The organism is Comamonas testosteroni (assembly GCF_000761245.1).
Classification (GTDB): domain Bacteria; phylum Pseudomonadota; class Gammaproteobacteria; order Burkholderiales; family Burkholderiaceae_C; genus Comamonas; species Comamonas testosteroni_C.
The window spans coordinates 377805-403492 of sequence record NZ_AWOR01000046.1 but is presented as its reverse complement, the minus strand read 5'-3'; the positions used below and the strand labels follow the sequence as shown (position 1 = coordinate 403492).

The 25688-nt window shown below is 64.2% G+C and carries 18 protein-coding genes and 1 pseudogene; 9 read left to right on the top strand and 10 right to left on the bottom strand.

Annotation, left to right across the window (positions count from 1 at the left end):
- The first annotated feature begins 144 nt into the window (after positions 1-144).
- Positions 145-1026 (top strand): nitroreductase family protein, encoded by an 882-nt coding sequence (locus P353_RS13150; RefSeq protein WP_034369878.1) that lies wholly within the window; start codon positions 145-147, stop codon positions 1024-1026.
- A 101-nt stretch (positions 1027-1127) separates the two neighbouring features.
- Here the strand turns inward: P353_RS13150 and modB are convergent, their stop codons facing one another.
- Positions 1128-1808, bottom strand: coding sequence for a molybdate ABC transporter permease subunit (gene modB / locus P353_RS13145; RefSeq protein ID WP_034369877.1), 681 nt, complete (start codon positions 1806-1808; stop codon positions 1128-1130).
- 17 nt (positions 1809-1825) lie between these two features.
- Positions 1826-2629: a molybdate ABC transporter substrate-binding protein gene (modA, locus tag P353_RS13140; RefSeq protein WP_034369875.1), complete on the bottom strand. Its 804-nt coding sequence runs from the start codon at positions 2627-2629 to the stop codon at positions 1826-1828.
- A gap of 88 nt (positions 2630-2717) precedes the next feature.
- On the opposite strand from modA, the gene tsaA reads away from it, so the two are divergent.
- A complete protein-coding gene (gene tsaA, locus P353_RS13135) occupies positions 2718-3200 on the top strand; it encodes a tRNA (N6-threonylcarbamoyladenosine(37)-N6)-methyltransferase TrmO (RefSeq protein ID WP_034369873.1) in 483 nt (160 codons plus the stop codon).
- Positions 3201-3740: 540 nt separating this feature from the next.
- On the opposite strand, the gene P353_RS13130 is transcribed toward tsaA, so the two are convergent.
- Complete coding sequence (locus P353_RS13130) at positions 3741-5429, bottom strand: long-chain fatty acid--CoA ligase (RefSeq protein ID WP_034369871.1); 1689 nt, start codon at positions 5427-5429, stop codon at positions 3741-3743.
- 182 nt (positions 5430-5611) lie between these two features.
- Here P353_RS13130 and P353_RS13125 point away from each other — a divergent pair, with 182 nt between their 5' ends.
- Entirely contained in the window at positions 5612-6124 is a 513-nt protein-coding gene (locus P353_RS13125) for a pyridoxamine 5'-phosphate oxidase (RefSeq protein ID WP_034369869.1), read from the top strand.
- Here P353_RS13125 and P353_RS13120 read toward each other — a convergent pair.
- The 6 genes from P353_RS13120 to P353_RS13095 form a co-directional block, all read right to left on the bottom strand.
- Complete coding sequence (locus P353_RS13120) at positions 6121-6678, bottom strand: hypothetical protein (RefSeq protein WP_034369867.1); 558 nt, start codon at positions 6676-6678, stop codon at positions 6121-6123. The two genes, P353_RS13125 and P353_RS13120, sit on opposite strands and share 4 nt — an antisense overlap.
- 53 nt (positions 6679-6731) lie before the next feature.
- A complete protein-coding gene (locus P353_RS13115) occupies positions 6732-8132 on the bottom strand; it encodes an MBL fold metallo-hydrolase RNA specificity domain-containing protein (RefSeq protein WP_034370022.1) in 1401 nt (466 codons plus the stop codon).
- A 197-nt stretch (positions 8133-8329) separates the two neighbouring features.
- Entirely contained in the window at positions 8330-9793 is a 1464-nt protein-coding gene (locus tag P353_RS13110; protein ID WP_052084845.1) for an efflux transporter outer membrane subunit, read from the bottom strand.
- 13 nt (positions 9794-9806) lie between these two features.
- On the bottom strand, positions 9807-13037 hold the full coding sequence (locus tag P353_RS13105) for an efflux RND transporter permease subunit (protein ID WP_034369863.1): 3231 nt from the start codon (positions 13035-13037) through the stop codon (positions 9807-9809).
- 22 nt (positions 13038-13059) lie between these two features.
- A complete protein-coding gene (locus tag P353_RS13100; RefSeq protein WP_034369861.1) occupies positions 13060-14301 on the bottom strand; it encodes an efflux RND transporter periplasmic adaptor subunit in 1242 nt (413 codons plus the stop codon).
- A 181-nt stretch (positions 14302-14482) separates the two neighbouring features.
- Positions 14483-15319, bottom strand: coding sequence for an alpha/beta hydrolase (locus tag P353_RS13095; protein ID WP_034369859.1), 837 nt, complete (start codon positions 15317-15319; stop codon positions 14483-14485).
- Between the two features lie 176 nt (positions 15320-15495).
- Between P353_RS13095 and P353_RS13090 the strand changes: the two genes are divergently transcribed.
- A complete protein-coding gene (locus P353_RS13090; RefSeq protein ID WP_034369857.1) occupies positions 15496-16422 on the top strand; it encodes a LysR family transcriptional regulator in 927 nt (308 codons plus the stop codon).
- A gap of 38 nt (positions 16423-16460) precedes the next feature.
- Here P353_RS13090 and hrpA read toward each other — a convergent pair whose 3' ends face one another.
- Complete coding sequence (gene hrpA, locus P353_RS13085) at positions 16461-20516, bottom strand: ATP-dependent RNA helicase HrpA (protein WP_034369854.1); 4056 nt, start codon at positions 20514-20516, stop codon at positions 16461-16463.
- 263 nt (positions 20517-20779) lie between these two features.
- Between hrpA and P353_RS13080 the strand changes: the two genes are divergently transcribed.
- The 5 genes and pseudogenes from P353_RS13080 to P353_RS13065 all read left to right on the top strand — a co-directional run bounded on the left by P353_RS13080 (position 20780) and on the right by P353_RS13065 (position 25680).
- On the top strand, positions 20780-21958 hold the full coding sequence (locus P353_RS13080; protein ID WP_034369852.1) for a metallophosphoesterase: 1179 nt from the start codon (positions 20780-20782) through the stop codon (positions 21956-21958).
- A gap of 422 nt (positions 21959-22380) precedes the next feature.
- Positions 22381-22533 (top strand): annotated as a pseudogene (locus P353_RS29920) (zinc ribbon domain-containing protein); the annotation flags it as partial.
- A 177-nt stretch (positions 22534-22710) separates the two neighbouring features.
- Positions 22711-23250, top strand: coding sequence for a zinc ribbon domain-containing protein (locus P353_RS13075; protein WP_232776485.1), 540 nt, complete (start codon positions 22711-22713; stop codon positions 23248-23250).
- A 5-nt stretch (positions 23251-23255) separates the two neighbouring features.
- Positions 23256-23918: a hypothetical protein gene (locus tag P353_RS13070; RefSeq protein ID WP_034369850.1), complete on the top strand. Its 663-nt coding sequence runs from the start codon at positions 23256-23258 to the stop codon at positions 23916-23918.
- A 64-nt stretch (positions 23919-23982) separates the two neighbouring features.
- On the top strand, positions 23983-25680 hold the full coding sequence (locus P353_RS13065) for a zinc ribbon domain-containing protein (protein WP_034369848.1): 1698 nt from the start codon (positions 23983-23985) through the stop codon (positions 25678-25680).
- Positions 25681-25688: the final 8 nt, after the last annotated feature.

Sequence of the window (25688 nt, the reverse complement as noted above, 5' to 3'; positions counted from 1 at the left end):
GAGGCCGGTTGGCAAAGCTTGGCGGGGCGAGAACCTGTGAGCACATGGTGCATGCGGGTGACCCAAATCACCGTCCATCGGCGCATTCGAACAAGCAATGCCTTGTTGGCACTGCGCAGCAATCAAGTTGAGTAGAGGGCTTTAGTGAAGCAAGATCACCTTTCCTACCTGCTAGCCCTCCACCAGGAGCAGGACTGGGCAGCTGCAGCAATCGAGTGCAAGGTCTCTCAAGCACAGCTGAGCAAGGCCGTTGCCGATATGGAGCGCGAATACGGCTGCTCACTGGTAGAAGCCGGGGCAGCGTTTCGCGGGTTCACGGCAGAAGGCGAAAAGGTCGTGACCTGGGCCCGGAGCTTGTCCGATGCTGTTGCCACACTCAAGCATGTGTTTACCGCCTCGAACCGCAGAAAGACCATTTCACCTCTGCTAGAGCGACGCTCTGTATCACCGAAACGACTTGAAGCGCCGGGACCAGATAGCCAAGAGATTGATCTGATGATCGAGGCGGCGTTAAGTGCTCCAGATCACGGTGGTCTGCATCCATGGCGTGTGCTTGTCTTCACTGCAGACTCGCGCACGATCCTGGCAGATCTGTTCGAGCAGGAGAAGCTGCGCCGCGACCCTCTCGCCTCCCCTGAAGACGTCAAACGTGCGCGCGAGCATGCCACGCGCAGTCCTGTCCTGCTGGCTTTCATCGTGTCGCCTCAGCTGCGCATGCGAGTGCCGGAGCGTGAGCAATGGCTGGCAGCCGGCTCCGCGCTAGGCAACTTCATGAATGCCGCGCACCAACTCGGCTTCGGTGCCATCATGCTCAGCGGCGAACGCTGTTTCGATGCCTTGTTGTGTGCTGAGCTGGGGCTTGACTCCACGGAGTCTCTGGCTGGATTCATCAGCCTCGGCAGCATCAAGGCCGCAGCCGAGCCGCGCAAGCCAACCACGCTCGATGCCGTCAGAGCCTTTTGGCAACCTGACAGCAGCCCCGAGTCACCTGGCTCGACGGCCAGCAGCTCACGCAGCGCAGCGTAAGAGCCCCGTCGAACTGGCTGCGGCCAGGTCCCGAGGCGAGCGATGGATCGCCTGAGCCGCATGGCCAGACCCGCGTTGCCTGCCAAGAACCGAGAAAATTCTCACGTTTTTTTCGCGACCGGTTTTTCAAACTTCCGAAGTAGAAAGAATGCCAACGCTGCAACTCCAGCCAGCACCAGAGACAGCGCATTCGCGCAATCTGTCTCTGACCCCAACACATGGTTGTAAACAGCCAGCGACAGCGTCTCGGTGCGCCCACTGATATTGCCACCCAACATCAACGAGATGCCGACTTCCCCCATCGCGCGGCCAGCCGCCAACACCAGTCCGGCCAGAATACCGAGCCTGGCCTGCGGCAACTCGATCTTCATAAACACCTGCCAAGGTCTTGCGCCCAGCGTCGCAGCCACCTCCCGCAATGACTCATCAATTTCTGCAAACGCGGCCTGGGACGGTTTAACCATCAGCGGAAGGCCTGCGGCCACCGCAGCAATCACCAGGCCGGTTTCGCGGAACACCCAATGCGGCCTCCATTCCAGAGGTAACCAAGCCAGCAACCAGCCCTCGCGCCCCAACAACAGCAGCAGTGCATAGCCAATGACAATAGGCGGAAAGACCAGCGGCAAGGTCACGAGCGCATCGAGCAAGGCCTTGCCACGAAATGCGCAGCGCGCCAAAGCCCAGGCAATGGGCACTCCAAGCGCCAGTTGCAGCAACACGCTCCAGCCCATAACCTTCAGTGTGAGTGGGATGGAGGTCCAGGCACAGGTCTCAGCAAGCAAAGCAGCCGGGCAGAGGTTTAAAGACCATTGGCGGTCATAATGCGCCGCGCGGTGTCACCTTGCATAAAGGCCTGAAAGCGGCTTTGCGCCTCGGTGAGGGCTCGATCCTTGACTGTGCCAAGCGATATCTCAATCGGGTCGTAGCAGCTCTGTGGCAATTCAAGCACGGAGCCTGTGCGTCCGGCAATAGCCAGCGCTTCGGTCTTGTTCACGAACCCCGCATCCACTTCGCCCGAGGTGATGTAGCTACCGACTTGAGGCACGCCTTCAACCTCGAGCAACTTGGGTGCCAGCGCATCGGCGAGGTGAAGTCGCTTCACGCACTCATCGGCCGCGCCGCCAAATACGGTCCGCGTGCGATGAGGAATTGCGACGCGCTTGAAGGCCGTGTTTTTGAGCTCGTCAAGGCTACTCAAGGATTTGCCTTTGCTGGTGACAAGAACCAGCCGACCTGTACCGAGCCGCTCAAAGCTGCTGAATAGTCCGGTCGGCTCCAGCAGACTCTTGTCACCGATCAAAAAAACGACCTCCCGATTCTGCCTGGCCTGGGTCTCGATCTGTTTGATGTGGCCGAATGCAGCCTGCGCTTCAGTACCCGTTTCCTTGCGAAATGCCTCGATCAGTTCAAGCACCGGTTTGCGGTAGCCGCCCATGGCTGCAACAAGCACTGACTCAGCGGCTCTGACGGGCGTGGCGACCAGCATCGTGACCATGCTCGCCAGTCCCAGCAGATTACGGGCAAAGAGGCGCCGTGAGGAACGCAGCGCTCGATATTGATTCAAATTGGCAGGGCTCTCTTCGTAATTAACAGCATTCAACATTCAGATCCTCTGCAGAGGCTAGCGCTGGCATGCAGCGTAGCGTTATATTCTTTGGAATATAACACTCTAGAACATTGAGCCGCAGCTTATGACAGACACCATCACCCTACGCCCCATTGGCATCATTCATAGTCCTTTTCAAAGTACCCAGGGGATGCCGATACAGACTGTGGCAGCAGCCGACGTTGAAGGTGAGTTGGAGGTCTTCGAAGAGTTCGCCCCAGGGCTGCGTGATATCGAAGGCTTCGAGTTCCTCATCCTGATCACACATCTGCACCAGGCGGTGGAGAAGCTGGAAGTCGTGCCGTTTATGGATACTGTGAGCCACGGCGTATTTGCGACTCGTGCTCCAGCGCGGCCCAACCGGCTTGGCCTGTCCATTGTGCAACTGGTGAAGCTCAAGGGCCGCATATTGTGCTTTCGCGGCAACGACATGCTGGACGGTACGCCTGTACTCGACATCAAGCCTTATGTCCCTCAGCTGGATGTACGCAGCACGGAGCAAGTCGGCTGGTTTGGCCACGGGCTGCAACGTCTGCCCAGCGCAGTCTCGGATGACCGGATGTCCTGACTCGCCTCGGGCGATCAATAGCTTCATTGGCCACTGAGGCGTTTGGTAAATGACACCGCATAGGCCTGGGAGCGAAGACGCAGCACCTATGCTCTGAGCGCCTCTTCGGAACAGCGCTCAAGGTCTGCAATGGGGTAGAGCCACCAGTTCGTAGCCATGAAAACTGCTTTTGACGTGCATGGATCCACTGATCCATGATTGCCCTTGCGAGAGCTCTGCTGAATGGCCGATCCTGGTGGTACAGCGATCACTCAGGGCACGAAAAGTCCAATGACCGCTAATGACCGCTAATGACCGCGGCGATGACCAGTTCTCCATAACTGGATGACTGCAGCCAGCCTGAGGCTGCCTCTCGGGCAATGATGCTGACCTGCAGCTCTTGGCCGGTCTCAGCCATTGACCAAGACCAGTCAGCAGTCATCAACGAAGAAAAGATAGGCCTATACATCGGCCTATAAAAATACATCAGATCAAGCACAAAGCACGCTATAGCGCAAACCTACGCGAAAGCTGCTTTCCGCCATTTCCCCTCTTTGCATTTCAGACCACGGCTTCCTGCTCCTGCAGCATTCGCCACATTACCTTGCCGCTGCCGCTCTTGGGCAAAGCTGTCACGAACTGCACCAGACGCGGTGCCTTGTAGACCGCCATATTGTCATGGCACCACTGGATGATCTGCTCTGCCGTCGTAGCCTCATGGCCGGCACGCAGCACGACCACGGCCTTGACGGTTTCGCCGCGATAGGCGTCCTTGGCGGAGATCACGCAGGCCTCCTGAATCCCGGGATGGCGGAACATCAGAGATTCCACCTCGGCCGGCCACACCTTGAAGCCGCTGGCATTGATCATGCGCTTGAGCCGGTCGGTGATGAAGAAGTAGCCATCCTCATCCACGCGCCCCAGGTCTCCGGTGCGGAAAAAGCGTTTGCCGTCAAGCTCCATAAAGCTTTGCTCGGTCGCCTCGGGACGCAGCCAGTAGCCTTCAAACACCTCGGGGCCGTTGACCACGATCTCGCCTTGCTCCCCCTGGGGCACTTCCTCCAGCGTGTCAGGGCTGATCACGCGCGCATCGGTACTCATGAAGGGAATGCCCAGGCATTGCTGCTTGGGATGGTCGGGCGGATTGCTGTGCGAGGGTGCGGCAGTTTCAGTCAGGCCATAGCCCTCGCAAAAGCGCAGCCCGTACTGCTCCAGCAGTCGCTGGGCCACGGCCTGGGGCATGGCGGCGCCGCCGCCACCGATGTATTTGAGGCTGGAGAGATCGAAAGACGCAAAGTTGGGACTGGCCAGCAGATCGATCACCATGGTCGGGATATTGGTCCAGCTGGTGACCTGATAGTGCGAGATCAGGCGCCCGGCCAGTTCGCGCTCCCAGCGCGGCATGATGATCAGCCTCGCCCCCACGTAGATGGCGCTATGCAGCACGGACACCATGCCCGTGATATGAAACATGGGCACGACGGCAAGCACCACGTTCTCGCTGGTGCCCGTGCCCCACATCGCACCGGAGACAGCGTTGTGGTTGATGCTCCGGTGCAGGTGCATGCAGCCCTTGGGCTGGCCCGTGGTGCCGCTGGTATAGGGCAGCAAGGCCAGATCGTCACGGCCCGCGGTATGCGGCGGCGGCACATCGCTGCAGGCCAGTGCCTGGGTCCAGGCATGCACCTGGCCATGGCTCAACTGTGCGGGCTCGCGCTCGCCCAGCAGCCAGTTGCGCCAGGCTTCGGGCGGAGCATCCGGCCCCTGCACATCGGCGTCAAAGCCGTCGGTGAACCGGGTGACCAGCAGGTGCTGCAGCGCATCGGACGGTTCCAGGGCATTGCTGGCCTTGGCCAGCTCCGGAGCCAGATCGGCCGTGGTGATGGCCACCTTGGCGCCGGAGTCCGTGATGTAGTGCTTGAGCTCCTCAGCCGTATTCATGGGGTTGACCGGCACAACTACCGCATTGGCTCGAAAGATGGCGTAATGCGCCAGCACCAATTGCGAGCTGTTTTGCATCAGCACGATGACACGGTCACCCTTTTGAACGCCCAGACCATGCAGATAGGCGGCCATGCGCTCCGTTCCCTCGCACAGCTGCCGGTAGGTCGTGGTGCGCCCCAGAAACACCAGCGCGGCTTTGTCCGGGTAGCGCCTGGCATTGATAGCCAGGTTTTCCCAGACACTGGTCACGGGAACGGTGATGGAATGTGGCAGCCGATTGGGCCAAAACTTGTGGTGAGCGGGCATGAGTCAGGCAATCAGAAAAGCGTATACATAGTCCGGGTGGACTAATCAGTCCGCAAGACTAGGCCTGCCGCCTCGGCCCGGCATCCGGGATGCCCCCAACAGTCGGTCACGCAGGTGACGGCCGGCGCGGCCCGGCGCGGCTCAAGCTGGTCCGACCCCGCGCTCTGGCTTACCATGCGCCAATGCCTCATGAATCACGCCTGCAGCAGTCGCTGCGCCAGCTGCTCGCCGACCAGCGCACCGCCGCCCTGGCCTTCCAGCCCTTGGCCGCATCGTCGGCGCCCGGATATCTTGCCGCCCCGGGCCTGTCCCTGGTGCCATGGGCCTGGAGTGGCGAATTCAGCTGCCTGGTACTGCATGTCAGTGCGCTGGCAAGCCATACACAGGCCATGGAGTTGCATCCTGCCGTCAGCCTGCTGATGAGCAGGCCAGAGTCCGCTGGCGAAGCCGTGCATGCTCTGGAGCGCATCAGCATTCAGGGCGTGGCATCCACTCCCCCGCGCGACAGCGGCCTGTGGCAAGGCGCCCGCTCCAGCTATCTGGAGCGCTTTCCCGAAGCCGAGCCCATGACGGCGCTGGGTGACTTTCGTTTTGTCTGCATCACACCGCAAGGCGGCCGGCATGTCGCAGGCTTCGGCGCGGCGCGCGATGTGGACGAGCACGATCTCATAGCCGCACTCAACTCGGCTGCCTAGTCTTTGCTGGATTGGCCCGGCCTGCTCTGACCCGGCATGGTCCGGCCAGCTTGAGCCTGGTGCACATGCCCGGCAATCAGGCACATGCACGCCAGCGGCTGGCCCTGCACCAGGGCCTGAACATGGTCCTGCCAGATCTGTCCCTGCTGCTCCACGCTTGCGTCCAGAAAGCACTGCAGCATCTGCTGCGGATCTGCACAGGCCTGATAGTGATAGGGATCGCGCCGCAGGCATGCCGCGCGCAGATGCAGGCCAAACGCCTCCCACGTCACCGCCCGGCCTTGCAGGCGCTGCCACTGATGCAGCAGCTCATGGGCAAAGACGCCTGCCACCACTGGGTGGGCAAGCCGCAGCGGCCGATGCGGGTCAGCATGCTCAAAAAAGCTGCGCGGCAGATAGATGTGCCCACCGCCCAGGGACAGCGCGCGCCGGGTATCGCCCAGACGCCGCACATGCAGACGCATGCCGGGCAGCAGCTCATCCAGCGCAGTGCCGAAAAGCCGCTGCACGAATCCGGCCTCGACCGGCATCAGGCTTCGCCGCCAGAACATCATGCAACAGGCCGCGCGCAAGGAGGATTTCGCATCTCGGAGACTCCTGGCACGTTTTAGAACTCGAAGACCTGGCCCGGCTGCGGAACCTGCACCGAGAAATGCAGGCGCTCGTGCAGCAGCGTGGCCAAGGCCTGGGAGGCATGCGGCTCCCCATGCACCACAAAGGTCTGCTGCGGCGGGCGGGTGAACGCGGCCGCCCAGTCCAGCAGAGCTTGCTGGTCGGCATGGGCCGAAAAGCCGCCCAGGGTATGGATGCCGGCACGGACCTCGACGTCATCTCCAAACAGGCGCACCTGCCTGGCACCGTCGACCAGCCTTCGACCCAACGAACCTTCGGCCTGAAAGCCGCAGATCACCACCGCACACTCGGGCCTGGACAGATTGTTTCTCAGATGATGCAGCACCCGTCCCGCATCGCACATGCCGCTGGCCGAGATGATGACCGCGCCGCTCTTGATGCGGTTGAGCTTGATGGAGTCCTCCACATCGCTGATGAAATGAATGTGCGGCGACTCCTTGAGTCTTCTGACGCTGCCCAGCAACTGCCTGGCCTCCCCGTCGAACACGCTGAAGTGCCGCAGCGTGATGTCCGTGGCCGCCACCGCCATCGGCGAATCCACAAATATCTCTACCGGCGGCAGGCGTTGCTGCTGGATCAGCTGCAGAAAGTGATAGAGCAGCTCCTGCGTGCGCCCCACGGCAAATGCCGGGATGACCACATTGCCATGGGGAGCCGTGCGCGTGACCACATCGACCAGCTCCTCCAGGGTATCGCCCGTGCTCTTGTGCTGCCGGTCCCCATAGGTGGACTCGATGAGCAGCAGATCGGCGTCCATGATCGGCGTGGGATCGCGCAGAATCACCCGCCCCGGCTGGCCCAGATCGCCGCTGGCCACCAGCTTGCGCGAGCCGCCATGACCATCTGCCAGCCATAGCTCCACAATGGCCGAGCCCAGAATATGCCCGGCATCCTGAAAACGCACTGTCACCGCAGGATGGGGCTCGAAGCTGCGGCCATAAGGCATGGCCTGGACCTGCTCCAGCGTGCTCGCCACATGGGCCAGCGAATACAGCGCAACCGCCGGCTCTCGCTCGCGCCGCTTGCCTTCGCGCTGACGCCGCGCCGCCCGTTCGGCATCCATCATCTGGATATGGGCGCTGTCCTTGAGCAAGACTTCGAGCAGATCCTTGGTGGCCAAAGTGGCATAGACGGTCCCCTTGAAGCCCTGAGCCACGAGCTTGGGCAACAAGCCGCTGTGATCGATGTGCGCATGGGTCAGAACGACGAAATCCAGGCTTGCAGCATCAAAGGCAAAGGCTTGCTGGTTGTGCTCGTCCGCCTCGCGGCCGCCCTGAGCCATGCCGCAGTCGATCAGAAAGCGGCAGCCATGCGCCTCGACCAGAAAACAGGACCCCGTGACCGACTGTGCCGCACCGTGAAAAGTGATGTTCATGAAGCATCCATTGACGATCCACATGGACCGTCAATGAATCTAGCACCACTGGCGCCCGCGCTGCCAGAGCCTCAAGTCCTGCCTTGATGCCCATCAAACCGCAAAGCCTGTCCGGGCGCTGCAAGCACCGGCTGACTGAGCAGCAGGAGTCACAAGCCGGCGAACAGGCCGCCAGTACGAAGAGGACAGCTCTCGCCTCAGCTGCTTGCCGCCACGGACTCGCCGCTGTCCCAGCCTCCGCCCAGCGCGCGAATCAGCGCCACCGTGGCCGTGTACTGCGCGGTACGCACCTGCAAGGCCTGGCGCCGGTTGCGCAACTCGTTGCGGCGTGCATCCAGCAGCTCCAGCTGGCTCACCAGACCGTTGCGATAGCGCACGTCCGAGAGGTGCGTGGCCCGCTCGGAAGACTGCACGGCCTGCCCCAGCACGCGGGCCTGGCCCGAGAGCAGGCGCAAGGCACTGAGCTGATCCTCCACATCCCGAAAGGCCGCGAGTACCTGGCCGCGCTGGGCCGCCACGGCGGCCTCCAGGCGCGCGCGGGCCCCCTCCTCCTGCGCGGCGCGCTGGCCGCCGTCGAAGATGGGCAGGGACAGCAAGGCGCCTATGCCCCAGGAGCGCGCCGACCACTTGAACAGATCGCCCAGCTCCGGCGAGGCATAGCCGCCATTGCCCGTGAGCGTGATGGCCGGAAACCATGCAGCCTGGGCCACGCCCACGCGCGCCTGGGCCGCCAGCACCGAAGCCTGGGCCGCCGACACATCGGGGCGGCGCGCCAGCACCGTCGCGGGCACGCCTGCCGGAATTACGGGCAGCGTTGCCAGCACAGGCTGCGAAGCCAGCGTGAAGCCAGTGGCGACATCCCCCACGAGCACGGCCAGTGCATGCGTGAGGGCCGCCTGCTGGCGCTCCAGCGCCAGTGTCTCGGCCTCGGTGGCCGAAACCTCGGTCTGCATGCGCGCCACGTCCAGCTCGGCTGCATCGCCGGCCCGAAAGCGCTTCTCGATCAGCGTCAGCGTCTCGCGATAGGCCGCCAGACTTTGCTCGACCAGCTGGCGCTCGGTCTGCAGCGAACGCAGCTGCAGGTAAGTCTGCGCCACATCGGCCTGCACCATCAGGCGCGTGCTCTGCAGCAGGGCCTCGCGTGCATTGGCATCCTCGCGTGCCGCTTCGCTGGCCCGCGACAGGCGGCCGAACAGATCCGCTTCGTAGGAGAAGTTCAGGCCGGCCGTGACCAGTGTGGCGGGTTGCATGCCGTTCGCCGTGTTCGCACCGGCCTGACGCGCGGCACCGCCCGCAGCACCGATCTGCGGCTGGCGCTGCGCATCGGCCGAGCGCAGCAGCGCGCGGGCTTCGGCCAGGCGTGCCGCAGCGGTCTGCACATCGGTATTGGCATCACCCGCACGCTCCACTAAAGCGCTGAGCTCGGTGTCGGCAAATACCCGCCACCAGGCACCGCGCGGCTGGGCCTCGGCCGGGGCGGCCTGCGTCCAGCCCGCGGCGGCGGCCTGGGCACTGAAGCTTGCGGGCACGGCAACGCCGGCATGCTCGGCCACCGTGGGCGGCGCACTGGCGCAACCCGCCAGCACCAGGGCTGCCGTCAGCGCGCTCAGGGACGGCATCAGGGATCGAATGCCTTGCATCGTTTTCATATCGGAATCCATGGTTGATTGGGGCTTATTCGTCATGGCCGCGCGGCGCAGCAGGCATGGGCAGGGCCGAAGCGCCGTGACCCGGCTCGCTGATCGGCGCCACATGGCTGCCATGCTGCTGCAGCGGACGGTTGCCGGCCAGGCGGCGCAGCACCACATAGAACACGGGCGTGAGGAACAGGCCGAAGGCCGTCACACCGATCATGCCGGCGAACACCGCCACGCCCATGGCGCTGCGCATCTCGGCACCCGCGCCGGTGGACAGCACCAGCGGCAGCACGCCCATGACAAAGGCCAGCGAGGTCATGAGGATGGGGCGCAGGCGCAGGCGGCTGGCCTCGATGGCGGCCTGCACGGGCGTGCGACCGGCAAATTCCAGCTCGCGGGCGAACTCCACGATCAGGATGGCGTTCTTGGCCGACAGCCCCACCAGCACGATGAGCCCGATCTGCGTGAACACATTGTTGTCGCCGCCGCTCAGCCACACGCCGGTCATGGCAGCCAACAGGCCCATGGGCACGATGAGGATGATGGCAATCGGCAGGGTCAGGCTTTCGTACTGCGCCGCCAGCACCAGGAACACCAGCAGGATGGCGATGGGGAACACCAGCACGGCCGAATTGCCGGCCAGGATTTCCTGGTAGGTCAGCTCGGTCCACTCGAAGCCTATGCCGGGCGGCAGGGTTTCGGCGGCAATGCGCTCGACGGCTGCCTGGGCCTGGCCCGAGGAGAAGCCGGGTGCGGGCCCGCCATTGACGTCGGCGGCCAAAAAGCCGTTGTAGCGCATGGCGCGTTCGGGCCCGAAGCTGGGTTCGAGCTTCATCAGCGCCGACAGCGGCACCATCTCGCCCGTGGTGGAGCGCACCTTGAGCAGGCCCACGTCCTCGGCTCGCGCCCGGTAGGCGGCATCGGCCTGGACACGCACGCTGTAGGTGCGGCCGAACTGGTTGAAGTCGTTCGCATACAGGCTGCCCAGATAGATCTGCAGCGTCTCGAAGATATCGGTCACCGGCACGCCGAGCTGGCGCGCCTTGGTGCGGTCAATGGCGGCATAGAGCTGGGGCACGTTGACCTGCCAGCTGGTGAACAGGCCGGCCAGCTCCGGCGTCTGGTAGGCCTTGGCCATGAAGGCCTTCACGGCCGCGTCCATGGCGTCGTAGCCCAGCGAGGCACGGTCCTCGATCTGCAGCTTGAAGCCGCCGGTGGTTCCGAGGCCGGCCACGGGCGGTGGCGGAAACATCGCGATTAAGGCTTCCTGGATGCTGCCAAAGGCCTGGTTGAGCTGACCCGCCACAGCACCGCCGCTCTGGTCGGCATGCGTGCGCTCGGCAAAGGGCTTGAGCGTGACAAAGACGATGCCCGAGTTGGAGCTGTTGGTGAAGCCGTTGATGGACAGGCCCGGGAAGGCGATGGCGTCTTCCACATTGGGATTGTTCTTGACGATCTCGCCCATGCGGCGGATCACGTCTTCCGTGCGGTCCAGCGTGGCGCCATCGGGCAACTGGGCAAAACCGACCAGGTACTGCTTGTCCTGGGCCGGCACAAAGCCGCCGGGCACCAGCTTGAACAGACCCCAGGTCGCGCCCACCAGCACGACATAGATCACCAGCATCAGCGCCTTGCGGCCGATGACGCGCTGCACACCACCGCTATAGGCATCGGAGCCGCGGCGAAACAAGGCGTTGAAACGGCGGAAAAAGCCGCCCAGCACCCGCTCCATGCCGCGTGTCAGCGCGTCCTTGGGCGCATCGTGGCCGCGCAGCAGCAGCGCGGAAAGCGCAGGCGACAGGGTCAGCGAGTTGATGGCCGAGATCACCGTCGAGATGGCGATGGTCACCGCAAACTGGCGGTAGAACTGGCCCGTGAGGCCGCTGATGAAGGCCAGCGGCACAAACACGGCCACCAGCACCAGGGCGATGGCGATGATGGGCCCGCTGACCTCCTGCATGGCGCGGTAGGTGGCCTGGCGCGGCGACAGGCCGGACTCGATGTTGCGCTCCACGTTCTCCACCACCACGATGGCGTCATCCACCACGATGCCGATGGCCAGCACCAGGCCGAACAGGCTCAGCGCATTGATGGAAAAGCCCAACAGGTGCAGCACGGCAAACGTGCCCACCACCGAGACCGGCACGGCCAGCAGCGGAATGATGGAGGCGCGCCAGGTCTGCAGGAACAGAATCACCACCACCACGACCAGGGCCACGGCCTCCAGCAGGGTCTGGATCACGGACTTGATGGAGGCACGCACGAACTGCGTGGGATCGTAGGCGATGCGGAACTCCACGCCCTCGGGCATGTGCTTTTGCAGCTCGGCCATGGTGGAGCGCACATTGGCCGAGATCTCCAGGGCGTTGGAGCCCGGGGCCTGAAACACGCCCATGCCCACGGCGGGGTCGTTGTTGAGCAGGGAGCGCAGCGAGTAGTCGGCCGCGCCCAGCTCCAGCCTTGCCACGTCGCGCAGGCGTGTCACGGCGCCGTCGGAGCCGGTCTTGACGATGATGTCGCCGAACTCTTCCTCGGTCTGCAAGCGGCCCTGGGCATTGATGGACAGCTGCATGTCCACGCCGGGCAGACCGGGCGAGGCACCGACCACGCCGGCCGCGGCCTGCACGTTCTGGCCGCGGATGGCAGCCACCACATCGGCAGCCGAGAGACCGCGCTGCGCCACCTTCTGCGGGTCCAGCCAGGCACGCATGGAATAGTCGCCGCCGCCGAAGATCTGCACCTGACCCACGCCCTGGATGCGTGCCAGGCGGTCCTTGACATTGAGCACGGCATAGTTGCGCAGATAGTCGATGTCATAGCGGCCGTTGGGCGAGACCATGTGCACGACCATGGTCAGGTCGGGCGCGCTCTTGACCGTGGTGATGCCCAGGCGGCGCACTTCCTCGGGCAGGCGCGGCTCGGCCTGGGAGACGCGGTTCTGCACCAGCTGCTGCGCCTTGTCGGGATCGGTGCCCAAGGCGAAGGTCACGGTCAGCGTCATCACGCCGTCGGTCGTGGCCTGGCTGCCCATATAGAGCATGCCTTCCACGCCGTTGATGGATTCCTCCAGCGGCGTGGCCACGGTTTCGGCAATCACCTTGGGATTGGCGCCCGGGTACTGGGCGCGCACCACCACCGAGGGTGGAGCGACCTCGGGGTATTCCGAGATCGGCAGCGTTCGCATGGCGATCAGGCCAGCGAGAAAGATGAGCACCGACAGCACACCCGCAAAGATCGGGCGGTCGATGAAAAATCGGGAAAGGTTCATGGTGTCGGAGGATTAAGGGTTCTCAGACCGTAGGTTGCTTGGCGGCGCTGCGGCCATCGGCCAGCTCGGCCTTGGCGTTCATGGGCACGTCCTGGGGCGCGACCACCACGCCGGGGCGCACACGCTGCAGTCCGTTGACGACGATGCGCTCGCCGGCCTTCAGGCCCGAAGTGACCACACGCAGGCCGTCCACCGGCGCGCCCAGTTGCACCTCCCGGTACTCGGCCTTGTTGCCCTCGCCCACCACCAGCACGAACTTCTTGCTCTGGTCCGTGCCCACGGCGCGCTCGTTGATGAGCACGGCCTGGGTGGTCTGGGGCTGGCCCATGCGGATGCGCGCGAACTGGCCGGCCATGAGCGTGCCGTCCACATTGCCGAACACGGCGCGCACACGCACCGTGCCGCTCTTGGCATCGACCTGGTTGTCTATGAGCTGCAGATGACCGGCATAGGGCGTGCCGCCGCTGGTGCCCACCCCCATCTGCACGGGAATGGTTTCAATCAGTGCACGCGTGCTGCGCCCCTGGCTTGCGCTCTGCAGCCCCTGCAGCGCCTGGGCCACGATCTGCTCGTCGGCGTCGAAACTGGCATACATGGGGTCCACCGACACCAGGGTGGTCAGCACCGGCGCTCCAGCCCCCGAGCTCACGAGATTGCCCACGGTGACTTCGATGCGGCCCACGCGCCCGCTCACCGGCGCCTTGACCTGGGTGTAGCCCAGGTTCAGCTTGGCGGTCTGCAGCGCCGCCTGTGCGGCGCGCAGATTCGCATCGGCCTCGCGCCGGGCATTCACGCGCTCGTCGTATTCCTTTTGCGCGATCGCCCGCTCGTCCCACAGACGCGTGGCACGCTCGGACTCGCTCTGGGTATAGGCCATGCGCGCCTTGGCAGCAACCACCTGGGCTTCGGCGCGATCGACTTCTGCCACATAGGGAGCCGGGTCCACGGTGAACAGCAGATCACCGGCCCTGACCAGCGCGCCTTCCTTGAAATGCACGGCCTGCACAGCGCCCGAGACGCGCGGCTGCACATCCACGCGCTGCACGGCTTCGAGGCGGCCGGAGAATTCGTTCCACAGCGTCACGTCCTGCTGCAGGACCTGGGCTGCCGAGACCGGCACGGCCGGCGCGGCGGCTTGCGCAGCCGGCGCCTCCGCGTGCGACGCCTGCAGGCCCAGCATGGCGGCAGTGGTGGCGATCACGGCGGCGGCAACGCCGGCAGCGGCCCACCGGCGGCGATTGGAGAGTTTGGAGTGCTCGTTCATGGCAATGTCTTTGGTTCAAGGGTTGAAAGCGGTAGCAGCTCTTTGGGCGGCAGGCATGACTCATCCCTTCCAGCGCTTTGGCCAGGAATCGAATGAGATGCAGGAAAAAAAGGCGTAGCGGGGGCCGATCCGGCCCCACGGGGTCGGATCAGGCTGGCTGTCTCAGCAGCGCAAAATCAGCTCAGAGCCGACATCGGGTGGTTTCGAAAAACTGGCGCAACTGCTCCTGCAGCTGCGCGGCGCAGGGGCAGGCCTCGGGCGGCTGCTCCAGCAGCGCCTGCGGCCATTGCCCCGCTTCTGCAAACACATGGCGATACACGCTCAGGCCGGCAGCTTCCAGCCGCGCGCCATAGTTCAGTGCCTCATCGCGCATGGGGTCGGCCTCGCCGACCAGAATCAGCGTCGGCGGCAGTCCCGCCAGACGGCGGGCCCGCGCCGGCACCGCATAGGGGTGCTCCGCATCATGCGGCTCGCCCAGGTATTGGCACCAGCCAGAAGCCCATTTGCATTCGACGGATTCGCCCTGAGCGGCACGCTGCGAGGGCGTGGCCGAGCAAGGGTCCAGCATGGGAGAGATCAGAATCTGCCCGGCCAGTGGCGGCTGCTGCTGGTCGCGCGCCATCATGCAGACGCCGGCCGCCAGATTGGCACCGGCCTCTTCACCGGCCAGATAGAGCGGAGCGCCCTTTCCGGCCAGCTTGGTGCGTTGCTTGTAGGCCCACAGCAGCACCTCGTAGCCCAGCTCCAGCGGACGCGGAAACGGATGCTCGGGTGCCAGCGGATAGGCCAGCGACACCACACAGGCCCCAGCCGCCGCCAGCGAGCTGCCGACGGTGCAGCCGTTGTCCAGATCTCCGGCCACAAAGGCGCCGCCATGGAAATGCAGCACCAGCGGGACCACTTCGCCGCGCCGCTTGCCGCCATACAGGCGTACATGGGCCAGCCCACCGTCGGCCACGGAAATCGTGGTGTCGGTATGAGGAGTCGGCTGCAATGCGGTGGCTTTGGTGTTTGACATGGATTTTCCGGACAGGACCGGGTGATGGAACAGAAATGTAGCAACAGCAATTGACGGCATAAACCCCGCAAACGCGGCCACACTGTTTCCAATTCTCGAACAATGACGGGGTGAGCTGTGTGTGAGAATCCCGCATCCTCGGCGAGTCCGGGTTTTCGCGAGGACAAGGAGATCCCATGGATCAGATACAGGCCATGCGTATTTTCGCGCGGGTCGTGGAAGCCGGCACTTTCACGCGTGCAGCCGATTCGCTGCAAATGCCAAAAGCCAGTGTGACCAAGAATGTGCAGGCGCTGGAAGAGCGCCTGCGCGTGAAGCTGCTCAACCGTACCACGCGTCGTGTCACCGTGACCGCCGACGGTGCGGCCTATTACGACCGTGCCGTGCGCCTGCTCGCCGACTTCGACGATCTCGAGGCCAGCGTCAGCCAGGCCCGCACCACGCCGCGCGGGCGCCTGCGCGTGGATGTGGGAACGACCGTAGCGCGACTGCTCATCATTCCCCATCTGAGCGAGTTCCAGTCCCGCTACCCCGAGATACAGATCGATCTGGGCGTGAGCGATCGCACCGTGGACCTGATCAGCGACAACGTGGACTGCGTGATCCGCGGCGGCGAGCTGGCCGACCAGTCCCTGGTGGCGCGCCGCATCGGCAATCTGGAATTCATCACCGTTGCCGCCCCCGACTATCTGCAGCGCCACGGCGCGCCCCAGCATCCGCGCGATCTGGAGTCCGGACATCGCAATGTGATCTATTTCTCACCGGTCTCGGGGCGGCGCTATCCGCTGGAGTTTCACAAGGGCGGCGAAGTGATAGAGATCGCCAGTCCCGCCCACCTGGGCATCAACGAAGGCAATGCCTATATCAGCGCCATCCTCGCCGGCCAGGGCATAGGACAGCTCAGCCGCTTCCAGATTCACAAGTACCTGGAAAACGGCCAGCTGCAGCGGGTGCTGGAGGACTGGAAGCACCCTCTGCTGCCGATCTACGTGGTCTATCCGCCCAACTCGCACCTCAGCGCCAAGGTGCGCGCCTTTGTGGACTGGGTGGTGGAGCTGTTTTCGCGCAATCCGCTGCTGCAGGGCGAAAGCCGGCCCGCCTAGACAGGCAGGGCCGCACTCGTCGGGCCGTCAGGCCAGCATCACTGCTGCAGCTGCGCCCAGACCTTGTCCAGCCGCTTGGCGCTGACCGGATACGGCGTGCGCAGCTCCTGGGCAAAAAAGCTCACGCGCAGCTCCTCCAGCATCCAGCGGTACTCCTGCATTCGGGCATCGACCTGGCCCTTGCGCTCGGCCACCAGCCGCCAGTAGCGCTGCTCCAGCGGCAGCAGCTCCTTGAGCTTGGCGGCATCGCGCGCCGGATCGGCCCGGTACTTGTCCAGGCGCGAAGTAATGGCCTTGAGGTAGCGCGCGTAATGACCGAGCTGCGCCCAGGGAGCCACGGCGATGAAGTTCTTGGGCATCAGCTTTTGCAGCTGCTCGCTCGCGTCCTTGGTGGCCTCCGGCGCGTTCTTCGTGTCCTTGATCTTGCGCGCGGCGGCCGCGTACTCGGCAAGGATCGTGGCCGACATGCGAGCCACCTCGTTGGCAATCAGCGTAAGGCGCCCACGGCCGTCCTGCACGCGCTGCTTGAAGTCGGCCTCGTTGCTCGGCAGCGGCTCCTGCAAAAAGGCGCGGTCGATGGCCACGTCGATGATCTGGCCGCGCAGCTCCTCCTGCGTTCCGAGCGGCATATAGGCCACGGCCATCTTCTGCAGATCGGGAATGTTCTTTTCCAGATACTTGAGCGCATCGCGAATCTGCAGCGCGAACAGCCGGCGCAGACCCACGCGGTGCTTGGCGGCGGCCGCCTCGGGTTCGTCGAAGACCTCGATGCCGACGGCGTCGCCATGGTCGATCAGGGCCGGAAAGCCGATCAGCGTGGTGCCGCCCTTCTTGATTTCCATGAGCTCGGGCAGCTCGCCAAAGCTCCAGTCCCTGTAGCGCGCATCATGCGGCTGCGCCGGCTTGCCCGCCACAGCCTTATCATTTTTAGGAGCTGCTTGTGCTTGTCTATTAACATTTTCAGATACTTTTGACTCTGAAATGCTTGTATCACCTGCGCTAGCAGCTACCTTTAATGAAGCAAGCGCCTGAAAAGCGCCGCGTGCCTTGGCGCCCCACTCGGCCTTGAGCGCGCCCAGATTGCGGCCCTGGCCCAGCTGGCGGCCATGCTCGTCCGTGATGCGGAAGTTCATGAACAGATGCGGGCTCAGCATGTCCAGCTTGAAGTCGGCGCGCTTCACATCCAGCGAGGTCTCGTCGCGCACCTGCTTGAGCAAGGCGTCGATCAGCCCCCCCTGGGCCCAGCGCTCGCTCTCGGTGAACAGCTCGGCCAGCCGCGCCGCGCTCTCGGGCAGCGGCACGAAACGGCTGCGCGGGCGCTGGGGCAGGCTCTTGAGCAGCGCCTGAATCTTGTCCTTGAGCATGCCCGGCACCAGCCACTCGGCACGCTCCTCAGACACCTGGTTGAGCACGAACAGCGGCACGGTGACCGTGATGCCGTCGCGCGCGTCGCCGGGGCTGTGCAGATAGCTGGCGCTGCAATCGGCACCGCCCAGCTTCACGGTCTTGGGAAATTTGTCCGTGGTGATGCCTGCGGCCTCGTGCCGCATCAGCTCGTCCCTGGACAGGCGCAGCAGCTCGGGCTGGTTTCTGCTCTCGGCGCGGAACCACTTGTCGAAGGTCGCGCCGCTGTACACATCCCTGGGCAGATGCTGGTCGTAGAAGGCAAAGATCAGCTCGTCGTCGACCAGCACGTCCTGGCGGCGGCTCTTGTGCTCCAGCTCCTCGACCTTGCGCATGAGCTTGAGGTTGGCGGGCAGGAAATGCCACGTGGTTTCCCACTCACCCTCCACCAGCGCCTGGCGGATGAAGAGAGTGCGCGCCTCGTGCGGATCGACGCGGCCGTAGCTCACGCGGCGGCCGTTGTAGACCACCAGACCGTAGAGCGTGGCGCGCTCCAGCGCCACCACATCGGCCTGCTTCTTGCTCCAGTGCGGATCCAGCAGCTGCTTCTTGAGCAGATGGCCGCCCACATCCTCCAGCCACTGCGGCTCTATGGCCGCAATGCCGCGGCCGTACAGGCGCGAGGTCTCGACCTGCTCGGCCGCCACGATCCAGCGACCGGGCTTCTTGCTCAGGTGGGCGCCGGGATGCGGGTGAAACTTGATGCCGTGCGCACCCAGATAGCTCTCGCTCTCCTCTGCACGATAGCCAATATTGCCGAGCAGCCCCGACAGCATGGACAGGTGCACGGCCTCATAACCCGCCGCCTCGTTGTTGAGCAGCCATTTCTGCTCCTTGACCACCGTCAGCAGCTGAGAGTGGATGTCGCGCCACTCGCGCACGCGGCGGATATTGATGAAGTTCTGGCGCAGCAGCTGCTCCCACTGGCGGTTGCTGATCTTGTGCGCGGCCTCCTCGGCATGTTGGGCCTGCTCGGCGGGGTTGAACAGCGCCAGCCGCTCCTCCACCGTGCCTTCGAGCTGCGCGCCGCTGGCACGCTGGCTGACGGGCAGGAAGGCCTGGTTGCGCGCACTGGGCTTGGCCGCAGGCGCGTGCTGGGCCGCCATCTCCTTGCGGCTCTTGGCCACGACCTTGCCGCCGCGCGCATCCGACAGCCATTTCCACAAACGCAGATAGCCGCTGAATTCGCTTTTCTCGTCGTCGAACTTGGCATGTGCCTGGTCGGCCTGCTGCTGCGCTTCCATGGGCCGGTCGCGCACGTCCTGCACGCTCAGAGCCGAGGCAATGATCAGCACCTCGGCCAAGGCGCGGCGCTCGCGCGCCTCCAGAATCATGCGGCCCACGCGCGGATCCAGCGGCAGGCGCGACAGCTCCTTGCCCATGGGCAGCAGATGGCCGTGATCGTCCACCGCACCCAGCTCGGCCAGTAGCTGATAGCCGTCGGCAATGGCGCGGCCCGAGGGCGCTTCAAGGAAGGGAAAATGCACCACATCGCCCAGACCCAGCGACTTCATGCGCAGGATCACGCCGGCCAGCGAGGAGCGCAGGATTTCGGGGTCGGTGAAGCGGTCGCGGCTGACAAAGCTCTCTTCGTCATACAGGCGAATGCAGATGCCGTTGGCCACACGGCCGCAACGGCCCGCGCGCTGGTTGGCGGCGGCCTGCGAGATCGGCTCGACCAGAAGCTGCTCCACCTTGCTGCGGAAGGAATAACGCTTCACACGCGCCGTACCGGCGTCGATCACGTAGCGAATACCCGGCACCGTGAGCGAGGTTTCGGCCACATTGGTGGCCAGCACGATGCGCCGGCCCGTATGGCCGTCAAAGATACGGTCCTGCTCGGCCTGCGACAGGCGCGAGAACAGCGGCAGCACCTCGGCGCTGCGCAGCGTGGGCGAGTGCTGCAGATGCTTGCGCAGATGGTCGGCGGCTTCGCGAATCTCGCGCTCGCCGGGCAGGAAGATCAGGATGTCGCCGCCCTTGCCGCCGGCCCAGAGCTCATCGACGCCATCGGCAATGGCGTCGTTCAGATCCTTGTCTTTTTCACCCTCGAACGGGCGATAGCGCATCTCCACCGGATAGGTGCGGCCCGAAACCATGATCACGGGCGCAGGACCGCTCTTCGATTCGAAGTGCTTGGCAAAGCGGTCCGCATCGATCGTGGCGGACGTGACCACCACTTTCAGATCCGGGCGCTTGGGCAGGATCTGCTTGAGATAGCCGAGCAGAAAGTCGATGTTCAGGCTGCGCTCGTGCGCCTCGTCGATGATCAGCGTGTCATAGGCCTTGAGCAGCGGATCGGTCTGGGTCTCGGCCAGCAAGATGCCGTCGGTCATCAGCTTGACGGAGGCGTTCTTCTGCAGCGTGTCCTGAAAGCGCACCTTGTAGCCCACCACTTCGCCCAGCGGCGTGTTCAGCTCCTCGGCAATGCGCTTGGCCACCGAGCTGGCGGCAATGCGGCGCGGCTGGGTGTGGCCGATCAGATGGCCTCGCACCTGGCCGTTGGCGTCGGGCGCGGCATTGAGCCTGCCCCGGCCCAGCGCCAGTGAGATCTTGGGCAGCTGCGTGGTCTTGCCCGAGCCGGTCTCGCCACAGACGATGATGACCTGATGGCGATCCATGGCCTCCATGATTTCCTGGCGACGGCTGGATACGGGGAGCGACTCGGGGAAGTTGATCTTCAAAGACATAAGGGCTGGGATTATCCCCGTCCTTGGCCGGTCTTGCGCAGTGATGGCAAAAGCAGCCGTGCCGCGCCATTTTCAACGCCCTGCGTTGCGCCGGGGACAGCGGCTGCAGCAGCTTTCATCGCGGGGACACCAACGCTTGCTATGCTCGCGGCAATTTATGTAGGACTTACGCAAACAAGAATGCGACAACGGCCTGCCTTCTGAGGCCGTCGCCCGGCCTGAAACCGTTTTGCGCAAGTCGTGTTTTGATTTCTCTGCTTCCCATGGTTTCGACTGCTGCTTTCGTCATCCCTCTTCTGGCTCTCTGGCTCTGGTGGCCTGTCTCCAGTCTCAACGGCACCTCCCGTCTGAGCCGCCTGCTGGCGGTTTTGATCACGAGCTTGCTGGGCATCGCGCCGGCCTTGCTGCTCAAGGCCGTGCAGACCAATGCCCTGCCCTACGCCGTGGTGGCACGCCTGCAGGTGCCCGGCGGCTGGGTTCTGGCCATGCTGCTGATGCTGGCGCTGTTCGTGCTGCTGCGCGATCTGCTGTGGCTCATCGCCCGGCTCATGGGCCGTACCGGCCTGGCGCAGCTGCTGCACCTTCCCGCACTCACCGCGGCCGCCGTGGTGGCGACCGGCTGCCTGAGCGCCATCGGCGTCTTCAACGCCCTGCAGCCGCCCAGGGTGCATGAGCAGCAGATCGCGGTCCAGAACCTGCCCGCCGCATTGCAGGGCCTGCGCATTGCCGTGCTGGCCGATATCCACGCCAGCCCGGTCAATGATGCAAGCTATGTGCAGACCATCGTGCAGCGCACCCTGGCCACCACACCCGACCTGATCGTGCTGCCCGGCGATATGGTGGACGGCGATGTCGCCACCAGCGGCGCCCATGTGGCACCGCTGGCCGCCTTGAGCGCGCGCTACGGCGTCTGGGCGGCACCTGGCAACCACGAGTACTACAGCGGCTACAACGCCTGGATGGCCGAGTTCCGCCGCCTGGGCCTGAATCTGCTGGAAAACCGCATGCAGCTGCTGAGCATCAAGGGCAGCAAGCTGGCCCTGTCCGGCATCGGCGACCCGGTGTTCGGCCGCACCTCGCCCAACAATGCCGACCCCGAGGTCGCCGAAGGCATCCCCCCCGATGTGGACGCGGTTGCTGCCCAGGCCCGCAAGGCCGGCGCACCGTTTCATATTCTGCTGGCGCACCAGCCCAAGTTCGCGCGCGACAACGCGGGCAAGGGCGTGAATCTGCAGATATCGGGCCACACCCACGGCGGGCTGATTCTTGGCATGGACCGCTGGCTGGTGGCTCCCGTCAACAACGGTTTTGTGCGCGGCGAATATCAAATCGGCAATATGAAGCTGCTGGTCAGCAGCGGCGCAGGCCTGTGGGCCGGTTTTGCCATACGCCTTGGCGTGGCGCCGCAAATCGAGCTGCTGACGCTGGTTGCGCAGCAGTGATTACCCGCCTTGCTGACTCCCGGGGTTCGGCAAGGCCTGTATTTCGTTGAAATCTTTACGGCGCAAAACACTCCCGACCATTTGAAGCATTTGCAAAAATCAAACAGATTTCGAGATTCGAGCTTTTCTCGGCAATCCCGGCTTCCATAAAGCACCTGATTTATTGCGTTCTTTTCAAATCAGTCACTTACGCCAGAAATCCCCTGAAACTCCGCGCGCAGCCCCCTAAACCCCAACCCCATTCAAGGATTGCCATGCCTGACAAAAAGCTGTCAAAGCCGAGCATGCTTACATTCCCGTAAAGCGATCCAACAGGCTGCGGCAAATGCGCCGCTAAGATACAAATCATTTTTCATGGGTCCGTACCGGTTCATGCCAATGCGCAGAAACCGGCCCATATTCCACGCATTGCCAAGGCAGCAATGCCGCCGAGCGGCCATTGCTGCGGACTCTTTTCTCGAATGCAGACCATGAATTGTTCCCAATGCGGCAATCCGCTCTCTCCCACTGCCAAGTTCTGCAAGAGCTGCGGCGCCAGACAAGAACCGGAAGCGGCAATCACTGCTGCTGAAAAAATCTGCAGCCAATGCCAGGCTGTCTGCAAACCCGAGGCCCGCTTCTGCACACGCTGCGGCATGGTGTTCGAGCGCCCCGGAGATAACCATGCTGCGGTGGCAACTGCGCCGCCCATGCCTTTGGATGCCTCGCAGGCCGTTGACAGCGCAAGCCTGGCCCCGCCCTTGATCGAGGCCATGGATACACCCGCACCAAGGCCGCCACAGCCGGAACCTGCCGCATTTGCGACGCGCAACGACCGCACACCGGCCTTTCCCCAAGAGCCGGTGCGCAGCAGCAATGCCTGGATCAAATGGGTGGCGCTGGCACTGCTGGTCGCAGCCATTGCGGGCGGAGTGATGATGGCAAGCAATATGAAGGGCCTGAGCGGCGCGGGCAATAGCGCATCCGGTTCGTCCCAAGCCGGCAAGGATGGGATATCCCCCGAAGACAAGGCCAAGGCCGACGCCCTGGTCGGCCCGCTGGGCGGCAGTACCGCAGCGCAAGCGACGCCTGCCGAAAATGCCACGATTGCCGGCGCCGCAGACAACGCACCCGCCACCGCAGTCGCCCCCGCGGTGACGACCCCAGACACTGTCAGCGTCACCCCCGCGCCGGCGGCCAACCCGGAGCTGTCCTCAGCCCCGGCATCTGGCAAACCGCCCATGCCGGCCCCTGCAAGAACACCTGCAGTCAAGAAAAACACCGCGCCATCGCTGGATGACCTGTTGGATTGAAAGCCATGAAAAAACTCAAACTCACTGTGCTGGCCTGCGCCGCAACGCTGCTTGGCGGCTGCGCCACCTTGCAAGATGCCTCCACATCGCTGAGCTGCATGCTCTCGCGCGTCACCAATTCTGCAGACCCCAGCTGCGGCCCCGGCGGCAGCGCGCCCGCAACCGCTGTGTCGGGCGGGCAGAACGAGCGCTTTGCGCGTCTGCAGGCCGCTCTGGATCAGGAAACCCAGCAGGCGCAAAGCATGCAGGCCCAGGCCGTGCAAGCCATGCAGAAGCTGCCGGCCAGGCAGCGCGCCGTGGCCGGTCCGGTGCAGACCAGAACCGTCAGCATTGCCGATGCCCAGTCGGGACAGGCACACCAGATGCGCAGCTTCTCCGCCCTGACCGTGGAGATGCCGCTGGCCGCCAAGGGCCGCAAGGAATACACCCAGGCCATGAATGTGCTCAAGGAGCTGGCCAATGAACTGGCCGACAACCGGGGCTCGTCCAGCATCGTGGTCGATCAGTCCGACGAGGATGTCAAGGCCGGGCGTGTGAATACCGCCACTGGCACCACCCAGTCCAAGGGCGGCAAACCCGTGACTGTCATCAAGAAGATCGATACTGGTCTGCCCGCCGGCGTGGAGCGCTACACCATCGAAGCCGGCGAGATCCGCGGCAAGCTTTGACCCCGGCCAGCCAGCGGCTCATCGCGCCACACCAGCCAGCCCCAACCATAAGACAGGACGAAAAATGAGAGAGCAACCCCTGGGAGAGATACGTTTTGCCACCCTTGCCAGAGCCGCCGAAGGGCTGACTCAGTGGCGACCGCTGCTGCTGTGCTTCTTGACACTGCTGCTGACCGGCGCACTGATAGCGGGCGCGGCCTGGATGCTGGTCAAGGCCGGCTTCTTCATGTACCTGATCTTCATGCTGGCGGCCGTCATTGCGCTGCTGGCCGGCTCTTCAGGCGTCGGCATCATGCTCATGGACAAGGCCAGAAACGAGCCCGTACGCTCCTTCTCGGCGGCGGCATCGGCCGGTCTGCTGTGCCTTCCCAAATTCCTGCTGGTCGGTCTGGCGATATTTGTGGCCACGCTGGCCTACTACCTGCTGGCTGCCGTCATTTACTTCATCTGCAAGATTCCCGTGCTCGGCGGCATTCTGGCCTTTGTGGCCCACCCGATTCTGGTGCTGGTCGCCGCCGCCTTGCTGATCGCCATGATCTGGGTCGTCGGCCCGCTGATGGGTCCTGCGCTGTGGAGCGGCCTGTCCGTCAAGGCTGCTCTGGCCAATGTGCTGAGCATCGCGCGCAAGCGTCTGGTCGAAGTGGTGCTGATGGAAGTCGTGCTCTATGTCATTTTGGGCCTGGTCTGCTTCATGCTGTTCGCCGGACTGGTGCCTGCCACCGTCTCCCTGACCGGGATGGCCATGAGCATTACCGGAGATGCCGGCTCCATGGCCGGCATGTTCATGGGTGGCGGCTACGGCCGTGGCTACGGTGGTGGCTTCAATCCCATGGGCATGATGAGTGGCGGCAGCACCGGCCTCATCGCCGGCCTGGGCGTTCTCTACTGCGTAGTGGGCGCACTGCTGGCCCAGGTGGCCATCATGGGCATGAATCTGATCTATCTGCAGGCTCGTGAAAGCGTGGACCCCGCCGAAGCCGAGGGTGCACTGGACAGCCTGATTGGCGATGTGCGCAAAAAAGCCGAGGAAGCCAAGGCCCAGACCATGGCTGCTGCAGAACGCACCATGGCTGCGGCCGAGCGCGCCAAGCAGGCTGCCAGCGAGCGCCTGCAGGAAGCCACGGCCAAGCCCTCCGCCACCGACACCCCGCCCGGCACCGACAGCAATGCCAGCGCTGGCGCAGCAACCGCTGCCTCAGCAACGGCTGGCGCAGCAGCAGCTGCCGCAGGTCTGACTGCCGCCACGGCGGTATCCACCGAGCAGGCGTTTGCCGAACAGCAGGCGCGCGAGCGTGCTGCCGCCGATGCGGCGGACAAAGCACGTCAAAGCGCTGAAGAGGCTGCCGCCCGCCAGCGTAGCGAAGCCGAGGCAGCACGCCTGCGTGCCGAGGCCGAAGCAGCCCGTCTGAAGGCTGAAGCTGAGGCCACCGAGCAAGCTGCACGCGAACGTGCGGCTGCCGAAGCTCAGGAACTGGCCGCACGCCAGCGGGCCGAAGCCCAGGCCGCAGAGCGCGCAGCACAGCAAAAGGCCGCTGAGGAGCGCGCCGCAGCCCAGGCTGCCGAAGAAGCACGTCAGCAAGCCGAAGCCGAGCAACTGGCCAGGCAGCAGGCTGCCGAGCGTGAAGCGGCCCGCGCCCGCGCCGAAGCAGAGGCCGCCGAGAAAGCCCGCCTGGCTCAGGCTGCGCCGAGCTGCCCCGCCTGCAGCGCCCCTGTAGCCGCCAATGACCTGTTCTGCGGCGAATGCGGCCACAAGCTCAAGTAGAAGCTTGC

Excerpts from the sequence above, each read along its gene's own strand:
- modA (WP_034369875.1), bottom strand. The coding sequence starts at position 2,629 with ATGTTGAATGCTGTTAATTACGAAGAGAGCCCTGCCAATTTGAATCAA.
- tsaA (WP_034369873.1), top strand. The coding sequence starts at position 2,718 with ATGACAGACACCATCACCCTACGCCCCATTGGCATCATTCATAGTCCT.
- P353_RS13130 (WP_034369871.1), bottom strand. The coding sequence starts at position 5,429 with ATGCCCGCTCACCACAAGTTTTGGCCCAATCGGCTGCCACATTCCATC.
- P353_RS13125 (WP_034369869.1), top strand. The coding sequence starts at position 5,612 with ATGCCTCATGAATCACGCCTGCAGCAGTCGCTGCGCCAGCTGCTCGCC.
- P353_RS13120 (WP_034369867.1), bottom strand. The coding sequence starts at position 6,678 with ATGATGTTCTGGCGGCGAAGCCTGATGCCGGTCGAGGCCGGATTCGTG.
- P353_RS13115 (WP_034370022.1), bottom strand. The coding sequence starts at position 8,132 with ATGAACATCACTTTTCACGGTGCGGCACAGTCGGTCACGGGGTCCTGT.
- P353_RS13110 (WP_052084845.1), bottom strand. The coding sequence starts at position 9,793 with ATGGATTCCGATATGAAAACGATGCAAGGCATTCGATCCCTGATGCCG.
- P353_RS13105 (WP_034369863.1), bottom strand. The coding sequence starts at position 13,037 with ATGAACCTTTCCCGATTTTTCATCGACCGCCCGATCTTTGCGGGTGTG.
- P353_RS13100 (WP_034369861.1), bottom strand. The coding sequence starts at position 14,301 with ATGAACGAGCACTCCAAACTCTCCAATCGCCGCCGGTGGGCCGCTGCC.
- P353_RS13095 (WP_034369859.1), bottom strand. The coding sequence starts at position 15,319 with ATGTCAAACACCAAAGCCACCGCATTGCAGCCGACTCCTCATACCGAC.
- P353_RS13090 (WP_034369857.1), top strand. The coding sequence starts at position 15,496 with ATGGATCAGATACAGGCCATGCGTATTTTCGCGCGGGTCGTGGAAGCC.
- hrpA (WP_034369854.1), bottom strand. The coding sequence starts at position 20,516 with ATGTCTTTGAAGATCAACTTCCCCGAGTCGCTCCCCGTATCCAGCCGT.
- P353_RS13080 (WP_034369852.1), top strand. The coding sequence starts at position 20,780 with ATGGTTTCGACTGCTGCTTTCGTCATCCCTCTTCTGGCTCTCTGGCTC.
- P353_RS13075 (WP_232776485.1), top strand. The coding sequence starts at position 22,711 with ATGGATACACCCGCACCAAGGCCGCCACAGCCGGAACCTGCCGCATTT.
- P353_RS13070 (WP_034369850.1), top strand. The coding sequence starts at position 23,256 with ATGAAAAAACTCAAACTCACTGTGCTGGCCTGCGCCGCAACGCTGCTT.
- P353_RS13065 (WP_034369848.1), top strand. The coding sequence starts at position 23,983 with ATGAGAGAGCAACCCCTGGGAGAGATACGTTTTGCCACCCTTGCCAGA.